Source organism: Micromonospora sp. NPDC053740 (assembly GCF_040677775.1).
GTDB lineage: Bacteria > Actinomycetota > Actinomycetes > Mycobacteriales > Micromonosporaceae > Micromonospora > Micromonospora alfalfae.
Genome location: NZ_JBFASO010000015.1, coordinates 16,551 through 36,300, shown reverse-complemented (window position 1 = coordinate 36,300; position 19,750 = coordinate 16,551). Strand labels below are relative to the sequence as shown.

19 protein-coding genes are annotated in these 19,750 nt (G+C 72.3%); 11 read left to right on the top strand and 8 right to left on the bottom strand.

Features of this window, described 5'->3' with window-relative positions; genetic code table 11:
- Positions 1-113: 113 nt before the first annotated feature.
- The 6 genes from AB0K35_RS31490 to AB0K35_RS31465 all read left to right on the top strand — a co-directional run bounded on the left by AB0K35_RS31490 (position 114) and on the right by AB0K35_RS31465 (position 8,934).
- On the top strand, positions 114-1,478 hold the full coding sequence (locus AB0K35_RS31490; RefSeq protein WP_363890023.1) for a glutamine synthetase family protein: 1,365 nt from the start codon (positions 114-116) through the stop codon (positions 1,476-1,478).
- A 123-nt stretch (positions 1,479-1,601) separates the two neighbouring features.
- Complete coding sequence (locus AB0K35_RS31485) at positions 1,602-2,957, top strand: aldehyde dehydrogenase family protein (protein WP_357362620.1); 1,356 nt, start codon at positions 1,602-1,604, stop codon at positions 2,955-2,957.
- Positions 2,958-2,962: 5 nt separating this feature from the next.
- Positions 2,963-3,730, top strand: coding sequence for a 3-oxoacyl-ACP reductase (locus AB0K35_RS31480; RefSeq protein ID WP_363890199.1), 768 nt, complete (start codon positions 2,963-2,965; stop codon positions 3,728-3,730).
- Between the two features lie 53 nt (positions 3,731-3,783).
- A complete protein-coding gene (locus tag AB0K35_RS31475; protein WP_238671735.1) occupies positions 3,784-4,482 on the top strand; it encodes a gamma-glutamyl-gamma-aminobutyrate hydrolase family protein in 699 nt (232 codons plus the stop codon).
- A gap of 47 nt (positions 4,483-4,529) precedes the next feature.
- On the top strand, positions 4,530-5,081 hold the full coding sequence (locus AB0K35_RS31470; RefSeq protein ID WP_363890018.1) for a pyridoxamine 5'-phosphate oxidase family protein: 552 nt from the start codon (positions 4,530-4,532) through the stop codon (positions 5,079-5,081).
- Between the two features lie 193 nt (positions 5,082-5,274).
- Positions 5,275-8,934: a SpoIIE family protein phosphatase gene (locus AB0K35_RS31465; protein WP_363890015.1), complete on the top strand. Its 3,660-nt coding sequence runs from the start codon at positions 5,275-5,277 to the stop codon at positions 8,932-8,934.
- Between the two features lie 26 nt (positions 8,935-8,960).
- Here AB0K35_RS31465 and AB0K35_RS31460 read toward each other — a convergent pair whose 3' ends face one another.
- A complete protein-coding gene (locus AB0K35_RS31460; RefSeq protein ID WP_238671738.1) occupies positions 8,961-9,275 on the bottom strand; it encodes an STAS domain-containing protein in 315 nt (104 codons plus the stop codon).
- Between the two features lie 95 nt (positions 9,276-9,370).
- Here AB0K35_RS31460 and map point away from each other — a divergent pair, with 95 nt between their 5' ends.
- Together map and AB0K35_RS31450 are read left to right on the top strand one after the other, a co-directional pair.
- Entirely contained in the window at positions 9,371-10,228 is an 858-nt protein-coding gene (gene map, locus AB0K35_RS31455) for a type I methionyl aminopeptidase (protein ID WP_357183077.1), read from the top strand.
- 55 nt (positions 10,229-10,283) lie between these two features.
- Positions 10,284-10,997 carry a VIT1/CCC1 transporter family protein gene (locus tag AB0K35_RS31450; RefSeq protein ID WP_238671740.1) on the top strand — a complete coding sequence of 238 codons (714 nt, stop codon included), beginning with the start codon at positions 10,284-10,286 and terminating at the stop codon, positions 10,995-10,997.
- Positions 10,998-11,003: 6 nt separating this feature from the next.
- On the opposite strand, the gene AB0K35_RS31445 is transcribed toward AB0K35_RS31450, so the two are convergent.
- From AB0K35_RS31445 to AB0K35_RS31415, 7 genes are all read right to left on the bottom strand, one after another.
- Positions 11,004-11,732, bottom strand: a complete 729-nt coding sequence (locus AB0K35_RS31445) for a nucleotidyltransferase domain-containing protein (RefSeq protein ID WP_238671741.1) — start codon at positions 11,730-11,732, stop codon at positions 11,004-11,006.
- A 92-nt stretch (positions 11,733-11,824) separates the two neighbouring features.
- Positions 11,825-12,325 carry a nitroreductase/quinone reductase family protein gene (locus AB0K35_RS31440; protein ID WP_238671742.1) on the bottom strand — a complete coding sequence of 167 codons (501 nt, stop codon included), beginning with the start codon at positions 12,323-12,325 and terminating at the stop codon, positions 11,825-11,827.
- 74 nt (positions 12,326-12,399) lie between these two features.
- On the bottom strand, positions 12,400-15,180 hold the full coding sequence (locus tag AB0K35_RS31435; protein ID WP_363890009.1) for an FtsX-like permease family protein: 2,781 nt from the start codon (positions 15,178-15,180) through the stop codon (positions 12,400-12,402).
- Complete coding sequence (locus tag AB0K35_RS31430; protein WP_357362608.1) at positions 15,177-15,935, bottom strand: ABC transporter ATP-binding protein; 759 nt, start codon at positions 15,933-15,935, stop codon at positions 15,177-15,179. The genes AB0K35_RS31435 and AB0K35_RS31430 overlap by 4 nt, the downstream gene beginning before the upstream one ends.
- Positions 15,908-16,510, bottom strand: coding sequence for a PadR family transcriptional regulator (locus AB0K35_RS31425; protein ID WP_238671744.1), 603 nt, complete (start codon positions 16,508-16,510; stop codon positions 15,908-15,910). The genes AB0K35_RS31430 and AB0K35_RS31425 overlap by 28 nt, the downstream gene beginning before the upstream one ends.
- A 52-nt stretch (positions 16,511-16,562) precedes the next feature.
- Entirely contained in the window at positions 16,563-17,000 is a 438-nt protein-coding gene (locus AB0K35_RS31420; RefSeq protein ID WP_357284403.1) for a ferritin-like domain-containing protein, read from the bottom strand.
- Positions 16,997-17,524, bottom strand: a complete 528-nt coding sequence (locus AB0K35_RS31415; RefSeq protein WP_363890004.1) for a hypothetical protein — start codon at positions 17,522-17,524, stop codon at positions 16,997-16,999. Before AB0K35_RS31415 ends, AB0K35_RS31420 begins: the two co-directional genes overlap by 4 nt.
- A 155-nt stretch (positions 17,525-17,679) precedes the next feature.
- Between AB0K35_RS31415 and rimP the strand changes: the two genes are divergently transcribed.
- Genes rimP through AB0K35_RS31400 form a run of 3 tightly spaced genes read left to right on the top strand, consistent with a single transcriptional unit; the run spans position 17,680 to position 19,746 of the window.
- On the top strand, positions 17,680-18,357 hold the full coding sequence (rimP, locus tag AB0K35_RS31410; RefSeq protein ID WP_238671747.1) for a ribosome maturation factor RimP: 678 nt from the start codon (positions 17,680-17,682) through the stop codon (positions 18,355-18,357).
- On the top strand, positions 18,354-19,397 hold the full coding sequence (gene nusA, locus AB0K35_RS31405) for a transcription termination factor NusA (protein WP_238671748.1): 1,044 nt from the start codon (positions 18,354-18,356) through the stop codon (positions 19,395-19,397). Before rimP ends, nusA begins: the two co-directional genes overlap by 4 nt.
- A gap of 16 nt (positions 19,398-19,413) precedes the next feature.
- A complete protein-coding gene (locus tag AB0K35_RS31400) occupies positions 19,414-19,746 on the top strand; it encodes a YlxR family protein (RefSeq protein ID WP_112624296.1) in 333 nt (110 codons plus the stop codon).
- Positions 19,747-19,750: the final 4 nt, after the last annotated feature.

The window sequence follows — 19,750 nt, the reverse complement described above, 5'->3', positions numbered from 1 at the left end:
GGACGGGCGGTGCTGCCGTCCCGCCGGCCGTCGGCCGCGTTTGCCGCACGTGCCGCCGGGGGCATTGACGGTGATCCGGTTTGCCAGTAGACCTTGGTGATGGAGGCCCGCGAATGAGGAAAGCTCCGCTCACGCTGGAACAACTGCGGGTCGCCGTCGCCGAGGGCGAGATCGACACCGTGGTGCTGGCCCTCGTCGACATGCAGGGCCGGTTGCAGGGCAAGCGGTTCCACGCCCCCTTCTTCCTCGACCAGGTGGTGGCCAACGGCAGCGAGGGCTGCAACTACCTGCTCGCCGTGGACGTCGACATGAACACCGTCGACGGGTACGCGATGTCGAGCTGGGAACGCGGCTACGGCGACTTCGCGATGGTGCCGGACTTCGCCACCCTGCGCCGGGTGCCCTGGCAGCCCGGCTCCGCCCTGCTGCTGGCCGACCTGACCTGGCTCGACGGCTCAGGTGACGTGGTCGCCTCGCCCCGACAGATCCTGCGCCGGCAGCTGGACCGGCTGGCCGAACGCGGGCTGACCGCGTACGCCGGCACCGAGTTGGAGTTCGTGCTGTTCCGCGACTCGTACGAGGACGCCTGGCAGCGCGGCTACCGCGACCTCACCCCGGCCAACCAGTACAACGTCGACTACTCGCTGCTCGGCACCGCCCGGGTGGAGCCGCTGCTGCGCCGCATCCGCGTCGAGATGGCCGGCGCCGGGCTCACCCCGGAGAGCGCCAAGGGCGAGTGCAACCTCGGGCAACACGAGATCGCCTTCCGGTACGACGAGGCGGTGGCCTGCGCCGACCACCACGTCATCTACAAGAACGGCGCCAAGGAGATCGCCGCCCAGGAGGGGATGGCGATCACCTTCATGGCGAAGCCGAATGAGCGGGAGGGCAACTCCTGCCACATCCACTTCTCGCTTCGGGACCAGTCCGGCTCGTCGGCGATGCTCGGCGATGGGCCGGCGCACCTGTCGCAGACCGGGCAGCGGGTGCTCGCCGGGCTGCTGGCCACCATGCGGGAGTTCAGCCTGCTCTTCGCCCCGAACATCAACTCCTACAAGCGCTACCAGCCGGGATCGTTCGCCCCGACCGCGCTGCGCTGGGGTGTCGACAACCGCACCTGCGCCCTGCGGGTGGTCGGGCACGGGCAGGGCATGCGGGTGGAGAACCGGGTGCCCGGCGCTGACGTCAACCCGTACCTGGCGATCGCCGGGCTGGTCGCGGGGGCGCTGCACGGCCTCGACGGCGAGCTGGAGCTGGGTGCGGAGTGCACCGGCAACGCGTACGACGACCCGGAGGCCGAGCGGGTTCCCGGCACCCTGCGCGACGCCCTGGCCCTCTGGGAGGGGTCCACGGCAGCCCGCGAGGCGTTCGGCGACGAGGTGGTGGCCCACTACGCCAACCAGGCGCGAGTCGAGTTGGCCGCCTTCGACGCGGCGGTGACCGACTGGGAGCTGACCCGTGGCTTCGAACGCCTCTGACCCGCGCCCCACCCCCTCTCACCGGGTCGATCATGGACTTGTGGTGGGCGGAAAGTCCCGTGAGGCGGCTTTCGTGGGGCACCACAACTCCATGATCGACCGGGACGGGGAGGGGTGCGACGCGTGACGGTTCTGGTGGATCCCGCTAGCGGGGTGGGGTTTCGGGAGGTCGCGGCGGCCTCTGTGGACGAGGTTGACGCGGCGATCTCTGCCGCTGCCGTGGCATTCGAGACCTGGCGTCAGGTGGGGGCGGGGGACCGGGCGCGGTTGCTGCGGCGGTTCGCCGCGGTGGTCGACGCGCATCTGGACGAGTTGGCAGTGCTGGAGGTGCGCAACTCCGGGCACACCATCGGCAACGCCCGGTGGGAGGCGGGCAACGTCCGCGACGTTCTGGACTACTACGCCGGCGCGCCCGAACGGTTGACCGGGCGGCAGATCCCGGTGCCCGGTGGGTTGGACGTCACCTTCCACGAGCCACTCGGTGTGGTTGGCGTGATCGTGCCCTGGAACTTCCCGATGCCGATCGCCGCCTGGGGGTTCGCCCCGGCGCTTGCTGCTGGGAACACAGTGGTGCTCAAGCCCGCCGAACTGACCCCGCTCACCGCGCTGCGCCTGGCCGAGTTGGCCAGCGAGGCGGGCCTGCCCGACGGTGTCTTCACCGTCATCCCGGGCGAGGGCTCGGTGGTGGGGGAGCGGTTCGTCACCCACCCGGCGGTCCGCAAGATCTGCTTCACCGGCTCCACCGAGGTCGGCACCCGGATCATGGCCGGCTGCGCAGCTCAGGTGAAGCGACTCACACTGGAGTTGGGCGGCAAGAGCGCGAACATCGTGTTCGCCGACGCCGACCTGGAGCGCGCCGCCGCTACCGCGCCGGGCGCGGTCTTCGACAACGCCGGCCAGGACTGCTGCGCACGGTCGCGGATCCTGGTCCAGCGTTCGGTGTACGACAGGTTCCTGGAACTGCTCGAACCAGCGGTACGCGCGGTGCGCGTCGAGGACCCTTCCCGGGACACCGCCGAGATGGGCCCGCTGATCTCCGCCGCCCAACGGGACCGGGCAGCCGGTTACCTCGCCGGGGCGACTGTCGCCTTCACGGGCTCCTGCCCCGACGGCCCCGGGTTCTGGCACGCGCCCACCGTGCTGCTGGCCGACTCGCCGGCCGACCGGCACTGGCGGGAGGAGATCTTCGGCCCGGTGGTCTCGGTGCTGCCGTTCGACGACGAGGCGGACGCGATCCGGCTCGCCAACGACACCGAGTACGGCCTCTCCGGCTCGATCTGGACCCGGGACGTGGGTCGGGCCCTGCGCCTGGCCCGTGCCGTCGACTCGGGCAACCTCAGCGTCAACTCGCACTCCTCGGTGCGCTACTGGACCCCGTTCGGCGGGATGAAGCGCTCCGGGCTCGGCCGCGAGCTGGGCCCGGACGCGCTCCACTCCTTCACGGACGTCAAGAACGTGTTCATCGCGACGGAGGAGTGACGCCAGTGCAGGGTCGGTTGCAGGACCGGGTGGCAGTGGTCACCGGAGCAGGCAGTGGCATCGGGTTGGCCACCGTGAGACGGTTCGCCGCTGAGGGGGCCCGGGTGGTCTGCGTGGACATCGACGCGGCGGCCGGTACGAAGGCCGCCGAGGAGTGCGGCGGCGAGTTCGTGGCCACCGACGTGGCCGACGAGTCGGCGGTACGCGACCTGTTCGACGGGGTGACCGACCGGCACGGCCGGGTGGACATCGCGTTCAACAACGCCGGCATCTCACCGCCCGACGACGACTCGATCCTGGACACCGGCCTGGACGCGTGGGAACGGGTGTTGCGGGTCAACACCACGAGCGTCTACCTGTGCTGCAAGTACGCCATTCCGCACATGCGTCGGCAGGGCAAGGGCTCGATCATCAACACGGCCTCGTTCGTGGCGTTGATGGGTGCGGCCACGTCGCAGATCGCGTACACCGCGAGCAAGGGCGGGGTGTTGGCGATGACCCGGGAGCTGGGTGTGCAGTTCGCCCGTGAGGGCATCCGGGTCAACGCCCTCTGTCCCGGCCCGGTGGCCACACCGTTGCTGCTGGAACTCTTCGCCGCCGACCCGGAGCGGGCCGCCCGCCGGCTGGTGCACGTGCCGATGGGACGCTTCGGGCAACCGGAGGAGATCGCCGCGGCGGTGGCGTTCCTGGCCAGCGACGACGCCTCGTTCATGACCGCCGCGCAGTTCGTGGTCGACGGCGGCATCACAGGCGCCTACGTCACCCCGTTGTGAGCGCGAGGAGTGGGCCGGGTTTGCGCGCCCCACAGTCGCGAACGGTGCCGGCAGTGCGCCGACGCCCACTGATCGGGATCAGCGCGTACGTCGAACCCGCCGACTGGGCGGTCTGGCGGGGTGTGCGGGCCGTGCTGGTGCCGGAGGCGTACTCGCGGGCGGTGGCGGCCGCGGGTGGCCGGGCGGTGGTGCTGCCACCGGACGACGTGGACGCGGATGTGGTGGCCGTCCTCGACGGGTTGCTGTTGGCTGGTGGCGCGGACGTCGGCCCGGGGCGGTACGGCCAACCGCCCGACCCCCGTACCGAGGACCGGCCGGACCGGGACACCGGCGAGTTGACACTGTTGGCCGCCGCGCTCGCCGCCGAGGTGCCGGTGCTGGGCGTGTGTCGGGGAATGCAGTTGCTCGCTGTCGCGTACGGCGGCACGTTGCACCAGCACCTGCCCGACGTGGTGGGTCACGAGGCGCACCGCCCGGCACCAGGGGTGTACGGCGCGCACGCGGTGCGGTTCGCGCCGGGGAGCCTGGCCGCATCGGTGCTGGCCGGGGTCGACCAGGTCAACTCGTACCACCACCAGGCGGTCGCGGATCCGGGCCGGCTCACGGTGACCGGTTGGGCGGGGGACGGGGTGGTCGAGGCGGTGGAGGATCCGGCCCTGCCGTTCGTGCTCGGAGTGCAGTGGCATCCGGAGAACGAGTCTGATCCCGCCCCGATCACGGCGTTGGTGCGGGCCGCCTGCCGGCGGGTGTGACCGGGATCGCCCCCGCCCGCGCACGGCACCGGTGGGAGGATCGGCGCATGGGCAAGGTCTATCCGGAGATCGACCGTCGACTGCGTGACTTCATCGTGGCGCAGCCGCTCTTCTTCGTGGCGACCGCCCCGTCCGGGGTCGAGGGGCACGTCAACGTGTCACCGAAGGGCATGCGGGGCACGTTCGTGATCCTCGGCCCGCACCGGGTGGCCTACCTCGACTATCACGGCAGTGGGGCGGAGACCATCGCCCACCTGCGGGACAACGGTCGGATCACGCTGATGTTCTGTGCCTTCGACGGCCCGCCGAAGATCGTCCGGTTGCATGGTCGGGGCAGCAGCGTCGCGGTAACCGAGGACGCCTTCGCCGATCGGCTCGCCGAGTTTCCCGCACCGCCGGACGTGCACGCCGTCCGGGCGGTCATCACTGTCGAGGTGGAGCGGGTCAGTGATTCCTGCGGATACGCGGTGCCACTGATGGACTTCCGCGCCGAACGCGATCTGTTACTCACCTCACACTCCCGCCGCAGCACCGATGATCTGGTCGTCTACCGGGCCACCAGGAACGCGGCAAGCATCGACGGACTGCCGGTCTTCTGACTCGTCAGGGCGTTCCGGCCACCGCCGTTCGACACCGCCGTCCACCCGCACTGTCCGGTGCCCGACGGCCCAGGCGTACGTAACCAGCGTCCATCGCTCGTGATGCGTTACGTTGCTGGTCCGCTGGGGTACAAGTCGGAGCACGGCGGGTGAAGATCAACGGTCGAGGGGTACGGCCGGAGCGGGAGGCTGCATGAGCTCGGCCCAGGGGGGCGCGGACATCGGGCATGCCGCCCTGTCCGGTCGTGAGACCCCGCCGATGCTGGCGGCCGCATTCGCGGCCGGCGGCGAGATGGGCGAGCGGCTGGCTTCCTTCGACTGGTCCTCCGGCCCGCTGGGTGAGCCCGGTCAGTGGCCCCCGGCGCTCTCCAACGCGGTCGGCATGATGCTCGCCTCCAGCGCGCCGATCGTCATGTTCTGGGGCGACGAGCAGTTGGCCTTCTACAACGACGCCTACCGGCCGACCATCGGCGGCAAACACCCGGACGTGATCGGCCAACCGGCCCGCGCGAACTGGGCGGAGACCTGGGCGGTGCTCGGCCCGCTGCTCGACAGCGTCCGGAGCACCGGTCGCTCCTATCGCGGTGAGGACCACCCCTTCCTGCTGGACCGTTACGGTTTCGTCGAGCAGACCTACTTCAACGTCTCGTACGACCCGATCCGGGGGGACGACGGCTCGGTCAGTGGTGTCTACTGCATCGTCAGCGAGACCACCGGACGGGTGCTCGGCGAGCGTCGACTGCGAGCGTTGTCCGAGCTGGGTGCCGAGCTGAGCGACATCGGCAGCGCCACGGAACTGGGTCGAACGGCGGCCGGGGTGCTCGACCGGCACCGGGCTGACGTGCCGTTCGCCCTGATCTGTCTGGCTGACGACAACGACCAGCTCACAGTGGCCGGCTGCACCGGCACCACCCCGCCCGCCGTCGATGTCGCAGCCCAGTTGTCGGCCCGGCTGACCGCCGATGGCGCGCCCGCCACGATCGAGGCGGCCGCTCTGCTCGACACGTTGCCTGTCGACGCCGCCGACCAGGCGCTCGTGCTGCCACTCACGGCGACCAACGAGACCGTCGGCGCGCTGGTCGTCGGCGTGGCCCGTCAACTGCCGCTCAACGACGACTACCGCGACTTCCTCAGCCTGGTCGCCGCCCAGATCTCCCGGGCGCTCGGCACCCAGCGGGCGTACGAGCAGGAACGGGCCCGCGCCGCCGAGCTGGCCGCGCTGGACCGGGCGAAGACCAACTTCTTCGCCAACGTCAGCCACGAGTTCCGCACCCCGCTGACCCTGGTGCTCGGCCCACTGGAGGACATGCTCGCCGACCCGGAGCTGCCCGCCACCGAAACCGACCGGCTCACCATGATGCACCGCAACGCGCTGCGCCTGCTCAAGCTCGTCAACACAGTGCTGGACTTCTCCCGACTGGAGTCCGGTCGGCTCGCCGCCCGCTACCAGCCCACCGACCTCGCCGGTTACACCGCCCGGCTGGCCAGCACCTTCCGCTCGGCCACCGAACGGGCCGGGTTGCGACTGGTGGTGGACTGTCCGCCGCTGCCGACGCCGGTCTTCGTCGACCGGGACATGTGGGAGAAGATCGTCCTCAACCTGGTGTCGAACGCTGTCAAGTTCACCTTCGACGGCGAGATCCGGGTGCGGATCCGGGCCGTTGATGGCGCGGCCCGCCTGGAGGTGACGGACACCGGCCTCGGCATCGTGCCGGACGAACTGCCGCACGTCTTCGAAAGGTTCCACCGGGTCCCCGGGGTGCGGGCACGCACCCACGAAGGCACCGGCATCGGCCTCGCGCTGGTCCGGGAACTGGTCGAGATGCACCGCGGCGAGGTCGGGTTGACCAGCCAGGTCGACGTGGGCAGCGCCTTCACCGTGACCATTCCGTTCGGGTCGGCGCACCTGCCGGCGGACCGGGTGGCGGCGTTCGACCCACTGCCAATTGGTGAGCCCGAGCAGGCCCGGCTCTTCGTGGCGGAGACCGCGCTGTGGGCAGGTGTCACGTCGACACCCGAGCTCGACCGACAGCGGACGAACGGCACCTCGGCTGGCCGGATCCTTGTCGTCGACGACAACGCCGACCTGCAGGAGCACGTCAGTCGCCTGCTCTCCCCGACCTGGGACGTCGTCACCGCGAACGACGGGCTCGACGCCCTGCCACTGGCCCGCGAGGGTGGGTTCGACCTGGTGCTCACCGACGTGATGATGCCCCGGCTGGACGGGTTCGGGCTGGTGAGCGCGCTGCGCTCGGACCCGCGTACCCGGCATGTGCCGATCGTGTTGCTCTCCGCCCGCGCCGGCTCCGCGGAGGCGGTCGCCGGTCTCGCCGTCGGCGCCGACGACTACCTCACCAAGCCGTTCTCCGCGCAGGAGTTGATCGCCCGGGTCCGGGCCAACGTCGAGCTGGGCCAGTTGCGCGGGCAGATCATCCGCCGGCTCCGGGCGCTGGCCGACGCGGCGGTGGCGGTGAACACCGCCAGGTCCACCGCCGATGTGCTCCAGGTCGCCGCCCGGCACGCGTTGAGCCTCGCCGAGGCGGTTCGGGTGGTGGTCACCGCGGCCGAGGCGCGCTTCGAGGCGGACGGCGGCGGCACCACCGCCGCCGATCCGTCCTTCGTGGCCGAACTGACCGGCACGACCGGCAAGCAGCTCGGTGAGCTGCAGGTCTGGCGGGCAGCCGGCGACGAGGCGCAGGCCGACGACGCCGCGTTGACCCAACTTGCCCGACTCGTCGGGGTGCGACTGGAGAACGCCCAGCTCTACGAAGCCGAACACCGCATCGCCACCACGCTGCAGCACAGCCTGCTACCCAGGTCGCTGCCCCAACTGCCCGGCGCGGTGGTGGCCAGCCGTTACCTGCCCGGCAGCGCCGACGTCGAGGTCGGCGGCGACTGGTACGACGCGGTCGCCCTGAACGGCGACGAGTTGGTGCTGGTCATCGGCGACGTGGTCGGTAAGGGCGTCCGGGCCGCCGCGGCGATGGGGCAACTGCGCAACGCGCTGCGGGCGTACGTGCTGGAGGGCTTCGATCCGGGTGAGTCGCTGACCCGGCTCAACCGGCTGGTCGGCTCCACCGAGGGCCGCTCCTTCGCGACTGTGGTCTGTCTGCTGTTCAACCCGGGCACCGGTCGACTGCGGTACGCGAGCGCTGGTCACCCGTCCCCACTGTTGATCACCGGAGGCGACGTGGCGTTCCTGCATGACCGGGCGCTCGGTCCACCGGTCGGCGCCCTCCCCAACGCGACGTACGAGTCGGTCGAGGGCGAGTTGCCGGCCGGCACCCGACTGCTGCTCTACACCGACGGGCTGGTCGAGGACCGCCAGCTCGGCATCGACGCCGCACTGGCCCAGCTGCGCATCGACGCGGCCACCCCCAGTGAGCACGTGGTGGACCTGATCGACGCGGTGGTCGAGCGGGTCACCGGCCGGCCGCGCCGCGACGACGTGGCGGTTCTCGCCCTGGAGGCGGCGGAGCTGAACCGCTTCGCGCTGCGGCTCCCGGCGGACCCGACCCGGCTCAGTGTGCTCCGAAAGCGGCTGGAGGACTTCCTGGTCGCGCACTCCGTCGGCGAGACCGACCTGTTCGACCTGACCGTCGCCGTCTCCGAGGCCGCCGCGAACGCCATCGAGCACCCGGTCCACCCCGCCGAGGCCATGATCAGTGTGGAGGTGGCCATCGAGGATCGGACGGTGACGGCCACTGTGCGCGACAGCGGGCATTGGCGGGAGTCGACCGGCTCCGGCTTCCGGGGCCGCGGTCTGGCCCTGATCAGAGCGCTGGGCGACCTGTCGGTACGGCGTACCGCCGAAGGCACCGAGGTGACGCTGCGTCGGCAGTTGCAGGACTGACCGCGCGCCCGGCGGCGGTCGGGAGTCTAGGCCGGGTCGAGCCAGCCCTGTTCGCCGAGGCCGGAGATCTCCAGCACCCGACGGACCTGTCGGGACGGGCGAACGGTGAGCCGCCCCGGAAACTGCTGGGCGAGCCGGACCAGGGCGTGGATGGCGGCCGAGTCGAAGAAGGTGACAGCGCTCAGGTCGAGAGTGATCTTGCCGGCGGGCTCGCGCAGCGCCGTCTGGAGCATCGTGTCCGCTGTCGCCATGTCGACCTCGCCGGCCACCACGACGTGGAGGTGGTCACCGTCGATCTCGGCGCTGGCGGAGAAGACGGGCGGCGCTCCCCCTTGATCCACGCTGACACCATGGCACAGCCACCCTGGCAGGGCAACAACCTCCACCGGGCGGCCGTGGCGCGGGTCACCAGCGGCTCCGGCGATAGGCTTGCGGCATGACCGTCCGCCCGCCGCTGACACCAGGCACGCTCTCCCCGATGCGACCGGTGCCATCCCAGATCGCCCGACCCGAGTACGTGGGCAAGACGCGTCCGCGGGAGTGGCGTGGCTCGCATGTTCAGACGCCGGAAACCATCGAGAAGATGCGGATCGCCAGCCGGCTCGCCGCCCAGGCGACCCAGCTCGCCGGCGAACACTGCAAGCCCGGCGTGACCACCGACGAGATCGACAAGGTGGTGCACGAGTTTCTCTGCGACCATGGCGCGTACCCGTCGACACTGGGCTACAAGGGCTTCCCGAAGTCCTGCTGCACCAGCCTCAACGAGGTCATCTGCCATGGCATCCCGGACACCACGGTCCTGACCGACGGCGACATCATCAACGTCGACGTGACCGCCTACATCGGTGGGGTGCACGGTGACACCGACGCCACCTTCTGCGTCGGCGAGGTCAGCGAAGAGGCCCGGCTGCTGGTCGAGCGGACCCACGAGGCGATGATGCGCGGCATCCGCGCCGTCGCCCCGGGACGCCAGATCAACGTGGTGGGCCGCGTCATCGAGTCGTACGCCAAGCGGTTCGGCTACGGCGTGGTCCGCGACTTCACCGGCCACGGCATCGGCGAGGCCTTCCACAGCGGCCTCTACGTGCCGCACTACGACAGCCCGCGCCCCACGGACATCATGGAGCCCGGCATGACGTTCACCATCGAGCCGATGATCACCCTCGGCACCTACCAGTACGACATGTGGGACGACGGGTGGACAGTGGTCACCAAGGACCGGAAGTGGACGGCGCAGTTCGAACACACCATCGTGGTGACCGACGACGGCCACGAGATCCTGACCCTGCCGTGAGCGCGAGGAACGCAGCGAAGCGGAGTCCCGCAGTCGCGAACGAAGGGCAGGCACCGTGACCGACACCCCAGCGGCGCTGCGCGAGGCGCACCACGCGGACGTCTCCGGCGGCTGGCTGCGCCCGGCCGTCTTCGGCGCGATGGACGGCCTGGTCACCAACATCGCCCTGATCGCCGGTGTCGGCGGCGGCGGGGTGTCGCCCCGCAGCATCGTGCTCACCGGCAGCGCCGGCCTTGTCGCCGGTGCGATCTCCATGGGCCTCGGCGAGTACACGAGCGTGCGCTCCGCCAACGAGCAGGTTGCCGCCGAGGTGGCCAAGGAACGCCGGGAACTGGAACGGCACCCCGAGGCGGAGGCCCGGGAGCTGGCCGACGCGTGGGTGGCCAGGGGCCTGCCCCGGGACCTCGCCACCCAGGTCGCCGAGGCGGTGCGGCGCGACCCGGAGGAGGCGCTGCGGGTACACGTCCGCGAGGAGTTGGGCGTCGACCCCGACGACCAGCCCAGCCCATGGGCCGCGGCGATCTCGTCGTTCCTGTTCTTCTCGCTCGGCGCGCTGGTCCCGCTGCTGCCGTACCTGCTCGGCACCACCGAACTGTGGCTGGCGCTCGCCGTCGGCGGGCTCGGGCTGTTCGTCGCCGGTGCCGTGGTGGCCCGATTCACCCACCGTCCCTGGTGGACCAGTGGGCTGCGCCAACTGCTACTGGGCGCGGCGGCGGCCGGCGCCACCTACCTGATCGGCTCGCTGATCGGCGTACCGGGCGGGCTGTGACGCGCCTCAGGTGCTGAGCAGCTCGTCGATCGTGCCGTCGACGGCGCGACCACGGGCGGCCAACTCCTCGGCCTGCCGGGCCAGCACCACACCCACCTCGGTCATGTCCGCCCCGGCCAACCCGGTGCGCCGCACCGCGTCCCCCGGGTCACGGAAGTAGGTGCGACTCAGCAGACCGGTCACCGTGGCCGCCGCCAGCCGGGCCTCACCGAGCATCAGCAGAGCCTGATCGGTCTCGTACCACTCGGCCAGCCGGGCCGCCCGGGAGTGCGCCGCGCTGCCCCGGTACCACGCCTGGCGGGCCGCGGTGCTGAACTCCGCCGGCCGGGCTCGCGCCAGCCGGCCGAGGTGCTCGTCGCGCAGCGTCCGCAACCAGCCCGTCGGATCGTGCAACGCCTGCGTGGTGACGTACCGGTCGGCGGTCAGCGGCCAGAGCGGGGAGAGCACCCGGGCCTGGGCCAGGTAGTCCTCGGCGGAGGCCACTGTCAGATCGACGAGAACCCCGTCCACCCGCCGGGTCGCCGGTGACGGGCCGGACCCGGGTCGATAGGTGACCACCAGCATTCCGGCCTCGCGGTCTCCGCCGCCGTCGTCGTCCCCGTGCGCCAGAGGCCCGTGCACCGCGATCGCCAGCGCATCGGCCGGGAACCGGCGTCGGACCGCCTCGGCGACCCGCTCCGCGACCGTCCACCGTCGATCGTCGAGGCCCCTGTCGACGCCGGCCTGCTCACTCATCGGACCAGCTCTGTTCGCGGCTGCGGGGCTCGTAACCCCGGCTCACTCCTCGCGCTCACGGGACCACCTCGCCTTGGCTACCGAGCGTCAGCCTAGCCAGCCGACGGCGGAGCTTCGGGCGCGCCGCGCCCGGTCGGGGCCAGCCGGAAAATGTGGATCTCCCGGCCACCGGCCCGCTGCACGTACGTGTGGTACGCGGGCCACGCGGTGACCAGAAGCTGCCACAACCGGTCCCGTTCGACGCCGGAGGCCCGCTCGGCCCGCACCGCGACCCGCCGGCCCTTCACGTCCACCTCGGCGGCCGGGTCGGCGAGCAGGTTCATCGCCCAGCCGGGGTGGTGGGTCTGCCCCCAGTTGGAGCCGATCACCACGTACGCGTCGCCGTCGGGCACGTAGAGCAGCGGATTGCTGCGGGGCTTGCCGGAGCGGCGGCCCGTTGTGGTGATCAGCAGGGAGGGGAGCAGGCCGAGCGCGACCACCCGGCCCCGGGTGAGTCGACCAACCATCCGATCGGCCGGAACCAGCAGGCGCGCTGTGGCGCCGAACCAGCGATGATGACCGACTCGACGGACGACATTCCTGAGCACTGACACGCCGGTCAGTCTGCCGGCTGCCCGGCCCCGGCGGCACCCCCGCGCGGTCCAGTTTCGGTCGCCCCGCGGATCGGTCAGTCCAGCCGCCGTTCGATCGGCAGTCGGGCCCGGGTGAACAGGCCCGCCCCGAGCATCGCCACCACCGGCACCAGCACCAGGACCCCGAGCGCGGGCCAGGGCACCAGAAACGGGTACGGATCGGTTACCGGCCAGTCACTGGCGTACTGCCGGTTCACCGAGACCAGCACGATCGCGGCGGTGCCGAGGCCGGCCACGATGCCGAGCACCGAACCGAGACCGGCGATCACCCCGGCCTGGCAGATCGCCAGCAGCCGGCGTACCGCTGGGGCCGCGCCGACGGCCGCGAGGGTGGTCAGTTCGGCTCGTCCCTCGGCGGCGGCGAGCGCGGTCGCGACCCCGGCCGCCCCCACCGTGATCAGCCCGGCCGCCGCCGCGAGCAGCAGGAGCAGCGGTGAGACGTCGCGCGGCGGGCCGCCGGTCTCCACGCTCAGCGAGAGCGTCCCGAAGGGCCGCAGGGCGGCGGCGAACCGTGCCTGTTGCTCCTCGTCGGGCGGGGTCGTGGTGCCGATCACCCAGCCGGTCGGGGACCAGCTCAGGCCGAGTTGTCGGGCCGCGGTGGTGGACAGCATCAGGCGGGACTGGCCGGTCGCCCCGGGCAGCGCGTACCCGGGAAGGTCAAGAACGGTCTCCCGGTCCGGGGCGGCCTCCCTCTCGCGGACCCGGACGGTCACCAGGCCGTCGTGCAGGTAGCGCGGGTCGGTCACCACCACGCCGCCGGCCCGCAGCACCGCTGTGGCGGCGGCGGTCGCGGCCGGGTCCGCGCCGGTGAGCAGGGGGAGCGCCGTCCCGTCGTCGACTCCGGGCTCGACGTAGCCGCCGAAGTAGTCCGTCTCGCGGGTCTGGCAGCGGGGATCCGCGCGGGCCTGCTGGCGGTGCGCCTCGGGGAGTTGAACACCCGGCTGCCAGGGGCAAGCCCGGGTCGGCGGGAGCACTGGCGCGATGTCGCAGTAGCCGGTGCGTTCCGTCCCGCAGCTCGGTGTCTGCACCGGGGCGACCGCGCCGACCCCGAGCTGATTCCGGGCCGCGTCGGTGATCTGGGCCAGCGTGGGCTGCCCGGTCGTTCCGACCGGGTAGACCAGTACGTGGCCGGTCGGCAGCGCCGGTCGGTAGGCGCGAGCTTCCCGGGCGCCGTCGCTGGCCAGGTATCCGCCGAGGGCGACACTGCTGGCGACGGCGGCCATCACCGCGCAGATGGCCGGTGCCGCGGCGGCCCGGTTGCGGCTGGCATCGCGCAGCGCGATCCGTGGTGCCAGCGGCAACACCCGGCCGAGGCGGGCGAGCGCCCCGAGCAGCGTGGGTGTGCAGCAGACCAGGCCCAACTCGCCGAGGATCAGCCCGGTGAGGATCACCGCCGGGGAGGTCTGGGTGGCCCCGAACGCCGCCAGCCCCGCCCCGCCGACCACCAGCGCCAGTCCGAGGGCCAACCACCGCCCCGGGGATTTCGCCGGGGTGCGTCGTCCGGCGAGCCCGGCGCTGACGTCCTGCCGGGCGGCGGTCCACGCCGGTGCCAGCGCCGCGAGCACCCCGGCCAGCACCGCGACGCCACCGAGCAGGACCAGCGCGCTCGGCCAGCAGCGGTAGCCGCCGAAGCGGGCGCTGAAGACGTACTGCTCCATCAGCGGGCGACCGGCGAACGCCGCGCCGACGCCGACCAGCAGGCCGGCGGCGGCCCCCAGCACACCCAGCACCACACCGTCGGCCAGTACGACCCGGCGAAGCTGGGCGGCGTCCCCGCCCGCCACCGCTACCAGCGCCAGGTCCCGTCGACGGCGACGGACGCCGACGGCGAAGGCCGGCCCGACCAGCAGGACGACCTCCAGCAGCCCGAGGCCGGCGATCAGGACGCCGGTGCTCAGGTCGTTGGGGTTGTCTCCCATGATCGAACCGAGCCACGTCCGGTCCGCTCCGGGCGCCGAGCCGGTCGGGTGTCGCGCGGTGACCACCACCCCGCTGTCGTTGAGCCGGGACACCAGCGCAGCGTCGACGGTGCCCGGCACGTCCGCCAGCCAGACACCGTCCGGGTCCGGCCCCGGACCGGTCGACGGCACGGCACCCGGATGCAGCGCCACCACCGGTCCGAGGTCGTCGGGAAACTCGACCACCCCCACCACCGTGTACGCCCTGCTCCCGTCGGCGGCGGCCACGGCGCGGCCGAGGCGCAGGTCCAGGCGGCGCAGCGCCACCGGGCTGACCGCGACCTCACCGGGCTGTTGCGGTGCCCGGCCGGCCCTGAACCGCACCAGCCCGCGGGCCAACGGATCGGTGAGGTCCAGCACCCGACCGTCCACTACCTCGTCGCGGTGCGGGCCGCGCAGTGTCAGCGGAACGCGCTGACGCACCTCGGTGACCCGGCTGCCCGGCCCGAGCAGTGCGGTCAGCCGTGCCGCGGTGACCTTCGCGGGGAACTCGCCGTCGCGGGTGTACCAGCCCTCACCCCACTCGTCCTGCCCCACCGGGGCGTTCGCGATCCACTGCAACTGCGCGTCGGCCACCCCGAGCCGGCGGTCGACGCGTTCCTCCGGGGTCAGCTCGGCCATGTCGTAGCTCGCCGCCAGGAAGGCCAGCGCCGCCACCGGCATGGCGATCATCGCGAGCACCAGGGCGGTCCGCCGTCGGGCTCGGCGTGACTCCCGTCGGGCGATCCGCAGCGCCGCCCGCCAGGAGCCGGTCAGCTCGGCGAACCGCCGCCGGCCGACCGGGGCGGGCGGTGGGACCAGCCGCGGCGACGCGGTGTCGGCCCGGCCGAGGGCCCGCGTCGGGCGGCGGATGGTCACCGGTCGCTGCCGGACAGCAGTTGCTCGACACTGCCCAGCGGTGCCGTCGTGTCGACGAGGACGCCGTCGCGGAGGAACACCACCCGGTCGGCCCAGCCGGCGTGCCGCGCCTCGTGGGTGACCAGCACTCCGGCGGCGCCCGCGTCGATCCGGCGGCGCAGCAGGTGCAGCACCGCCTCACCGGTCTGGGAGTCCAGCGCCCCGGTGGGCTCGTCGGCGAGGACCAGCCGGCGTTCGCCCACCAGCGCGCGGGCGATGGCCACCCGCTGCTGCTGCCCGCCGGAGAGTTGGTCCGGGAAACGGTCGCCCAACGCGGGTAGCCCCACCTCGGTGAGCGCGGCCATGGCCAGTGCGCGGGCCCGACGTCCGCTGGTCCCGTCGAGTTCCAACGGGAGCGCCACGTTCTCCAGTGCGCTCAGACTGCCCAGCAGGTTGAGCTGCTGGAAGATGTAGCCGATCCGACGGCGGCGCAGCTGGGCCAGCCCGCGGCGGTCCAGCGCCCCCAGCGGCTGCCCCTCGACCCGGACCTCGCCGCCGGTCGGACGGTCCAACCCACCGGCGAGAGCCAGCAGCGTCGATTTGCCGGAGCCGGACGGCCCCATCACGGCGACCAGCTCGCCGGGCCGGACGACCAGGCTGACGCCGCGCAGCGCGTGCACCGCCGCCGGCCCGACGCCATGGGTGCGGTGGACGGCGCGTAGGTCCAGCACCGCGTCGTCCGATCCGCTCACCGTCTTGCCTCCTCGCCGGCCCATCGAGCCGCGTCCCGCGCGTCGGGGTCATCGGGTCGGGAAGCGGGAGGCGCCGGGCCGCTGGGTTGATGCCGGACCAGACTGGTCTCGCAGTGGTCCAGCCAGCGCACCTCGGCCTCGGCCTGGAACACCATCGAGTCCAGTACGAGGCGCCAGGGAAGGTCCTCCGGCCGGTTGCTGCCGTACTTCAACCGGGTCAACTCCTGAAGGGCCCGCATCGTCGCGCTGCGTTGGGCCTGCACCACCGACCGGACGTCGACCCCGGGGGTGGTCAGCGCCAGCGCCAGCTTGATCGCCAGCTCGTCACGGGGGCGGTCGGTACGGCTGATCGGGGTGGCGAACCACAGCGCCAGGTCCGCCCGGCCGGCGTCGGTGATCTCGTACGGGCGCTGCCCGGCCTCGCTCTCCGGCAACGGGCGCACCAGACCGTCCCGTTCCAGCCGGGACAGCGTGGTGTAGACCTGCCCGATGTTCAGTGGCCAGGTCGAGCCGGTCGACTCCTCGAACGCGGCGCGCAGCTGGTAGCCGTACATCTGGCCGCGTTCGAGCAGGGCGAGCAACCCGTGACGGATGGACATGGAAACGGAGTATGCATACCTGGTATGCGTACCGCAACCGGAGTGGACCGGCTCAGGTCGGTCGACCGGGAAACGGGACGGTCAGCGGGGTCAGCCCCGCAGTCTTCCGCCACCGGGTGGCCCGCACCGCGTACTCGACCAGGGCGGCAAGCGCCTGGTCCCGTTCGGCGCCGGTGGTGGACGCCAGGGCGGCCCGCCAGTGCGCGGCCGTGCGCTCCTCCACCTCGACGGCGAGCCGCAGGGCGCTGGCCCGGTCGGTGACCGGGAACGGCAGGGCGTACCCGGCGCGGTCCGGCGGGACGACGCCGCCGGCAGTGGTGAGCTGTACCACCAGCGCGTCGCGCCGGCGCCGATGCGCGGCCTCCGCCTGGCGTGCCGCGTCCCGTGCCGCTCCGCTGAGCCGGACACCGATCCGTCCGTAGGCGTAGATGGCCGCGTACTCGGCGGACAGGGCGGAGGCGAGTGCCTCCCCGGCGGACGGCTGCCTCACTTCAGTGCCTCCTGATGAGTCGCCCGGGCGGCGACGATCGACCCGAGCAGTGCCGCCCGCTCCGCTGGCGCTGCGGCGCAGGCGGCGGCGGCGGACTGCTGGGCGGTCTTCTCCAGAGCCCGCAGGGCGGTGCGCGCGCCGTTCGGATCGGCGGCCGGTGCGGTGGTCGGGGCGGCGGGGGCCGCCGACGGCACTGTCACCCCGATCACCCGGGCCAGCTCGGCGGCGTGCGCGGTGTGCGTCTCGGCGATCGGGTTGAGCCGGTCGGCGAGCTCGGGATGGGCGGTCGCGTTCGCCCGGTACGCGGCGGCCAGCGCGAGTGACTCGTCCACCATCGGCCGCAGCGGGTCGGGCGGCGGGGCTGGTTGGTCGTCGCGGTCGAAAAGATCACAGCCGGTCAGCGGCGTCACGGTGCCGCCGAGCACCAGCAGCGCCCCGACCCCCAGGAGCTTTCGCCGAGAATGTCCGGATGCTTGGTCGCGCTGTGTCGTTCTGCCGATCCCCACCGGCCAAGTCAACACCATCCGTGCCGGTCCGGGGGTCACCGGCGTCGGTGCGCCGCCCGGTCCGCCGCCGGGCAGGCGCGTTACGCTCTGCGCAACCACCGGCGTGTCCACTCCGGTGGCGTGCCGGCATGGCGGGACCACGGGTCCCCGTCGACCAGGGAAAGGGTGCGGAGATGACGCAGCGTGGCCGTGCCACCAGGCCGACGGGTCGACCCCGCGGTGCGGCGGGCCCCCGCGGCGGTGACCTAGCCGCCCGACGGGACCGACTGCGGGCCGTAATCGAGCCGGTGGTCAACGACGCCGGCTACGACCTGGAGGACCTGTCGGTTTCCCGGGCCGGCCGACGGCACGTGGTGCGGGTGATGGTGGACACCGACGGCGGGATCGACCTGGACGCCGTCGCTGACGTCTCCCGCGCGGTCTCGGCGGCGCTGGACGCCGCGGAGGAGACCGGTGGCGACATCGTCGCCGGCGAGTACCAGTTGGAAGTCAGCTCGCCCGGCGTCGACCGACCGCTCACCCTGCCCCGTCACTGGCGGCGCAACGTGGGTCGACTGGTCAAGGTGACCGCCCGGGGGGCGGCCGCGCTGCCCGGTCAGCGGGGCGAGCAGCCCGCCGGTGACCGTCAGCTGACCGGCCGGGTGGTCGCGGCCGACGACGAGGGCGTGCACCTGGAGACCGACGACGGCCGCGCCGCCTGGGCGTACGCCCAGCTGGGCCCGGGCCGCGTGCAGGTCGAGTTCACCCGGCTCGCCGAGCTCGGTGAGCCGGACGACGCGGACGATTCCGACGAGTTCGACGATTCAGACGACATCGACGACGAAGATGATGTGGAGGACGAGGAGAGGTGAACATCGACCTCGCGGCGCTGCGCGCACTCGAGCGCGAGCGGGAGATCCCGTTCGACACGATTCTCGCGGCGATCGAGACCGCGTTGCTGACCGCCTACCGGCACACCGACGGGGCCGAGCCGCACGCCCGGGTGGAGATCGACCGTAGGTCGGGCGCCGCCCTGGTGTACGCGCAGGAGATGGATGCCGACGGCAGCCTGGTGCGGGAGTGGGACGACACCCCGCACGACTTCGGCCGGATCGCCGCCATGACCGCCAAGCAGGTGATCCTCCAGCGGTTGCGGGAGGCCACCGACGAGGTGCACTTCGGTGAGTACGTCGGCCGCGAGGGTGACCTTGTCACTGGCGTGGTGCAGGCGCACGAGACGCGTACCGAGAAGGGCATCGTCAGCGTCGACCTGGGCAAGCTGGAGGGCGTGCTGCCGCAGTCCGAGCAGGTGCCCGGCGAGCGGTACGCGCACGGCGAGCGAGTCCGCTGCGTCGTGGTGCACGTGGCCAAGGGCATGCGCGGGCCGCAGATCACCCTGTCCCGGTCGCACCCGGCTCTGGTCAAGAAGCTCTTCGCGCTGGAGGTGCCAGAGATCGCCGACGGCACCGTCGAGATCGGAGCGATCGCCCGTGAGGCGGGCCATCGCACGAAGATCGCCGTCCGCTCCACCACTCCCGGCGTGAACGCCAAGGGCGCCTGCATCGGCCCGATGGGTCAGCGGGTGCGAGCCGTGATGAGCGAACTGCACGGTGAGAAGATCGACATCATCGACTGGTCGGACGACCCGGGCACCTTCGTGGGCAACGCGTTGTCGCCGGCCAAGGCGCTGCGGGTCGAGGTGGTCGATCTGGCCAACCGGGCCGCCCGGGTGACAGTTCCCGACTTCCAGCTCTCGCTCGCCATCGGTCGGGAGGGGCAGAATGCCCGACTCGCTGCCCGATTGACCGGTTGGCGGATCGACATTCGTTCCGATGCGGAGCAGACCGCGCCGGCAGCGCGTGGGGTCACTGATCACGTGCGGGAGCCGGGCGGCGCGATCTCGGGGAGCTAGGGGTAGACTTCCTCCAGTGGTACGACGCGCGCAGCCGGAGCGCACCTGTGTGGGTTGCCGGCAACGTGCGCCGGCCAGCGAATTGCTGCGGATCGTCGCGGTCAGGGACGAGGCTGGTCACAGTCTCCGGCCTGATCCACGCCGCAGGCTGCCGGGTCGGGGAGCGAACATGCACCCGGATCCGGCCTGCTTCGCGCTGGCGGTGCGGCGCCGCGCCTTCGGGCGTGCGCTGCGCAGCACCGAGGTCCTCGACCACGGTGCGCTGGCGGAGCACGTCGATGCGCCAACCACTACGTCCGGTCAGCCCGACCGGGCGAGGGTCGCTAGCAGGGTAGGACGACCGACATGAGCAC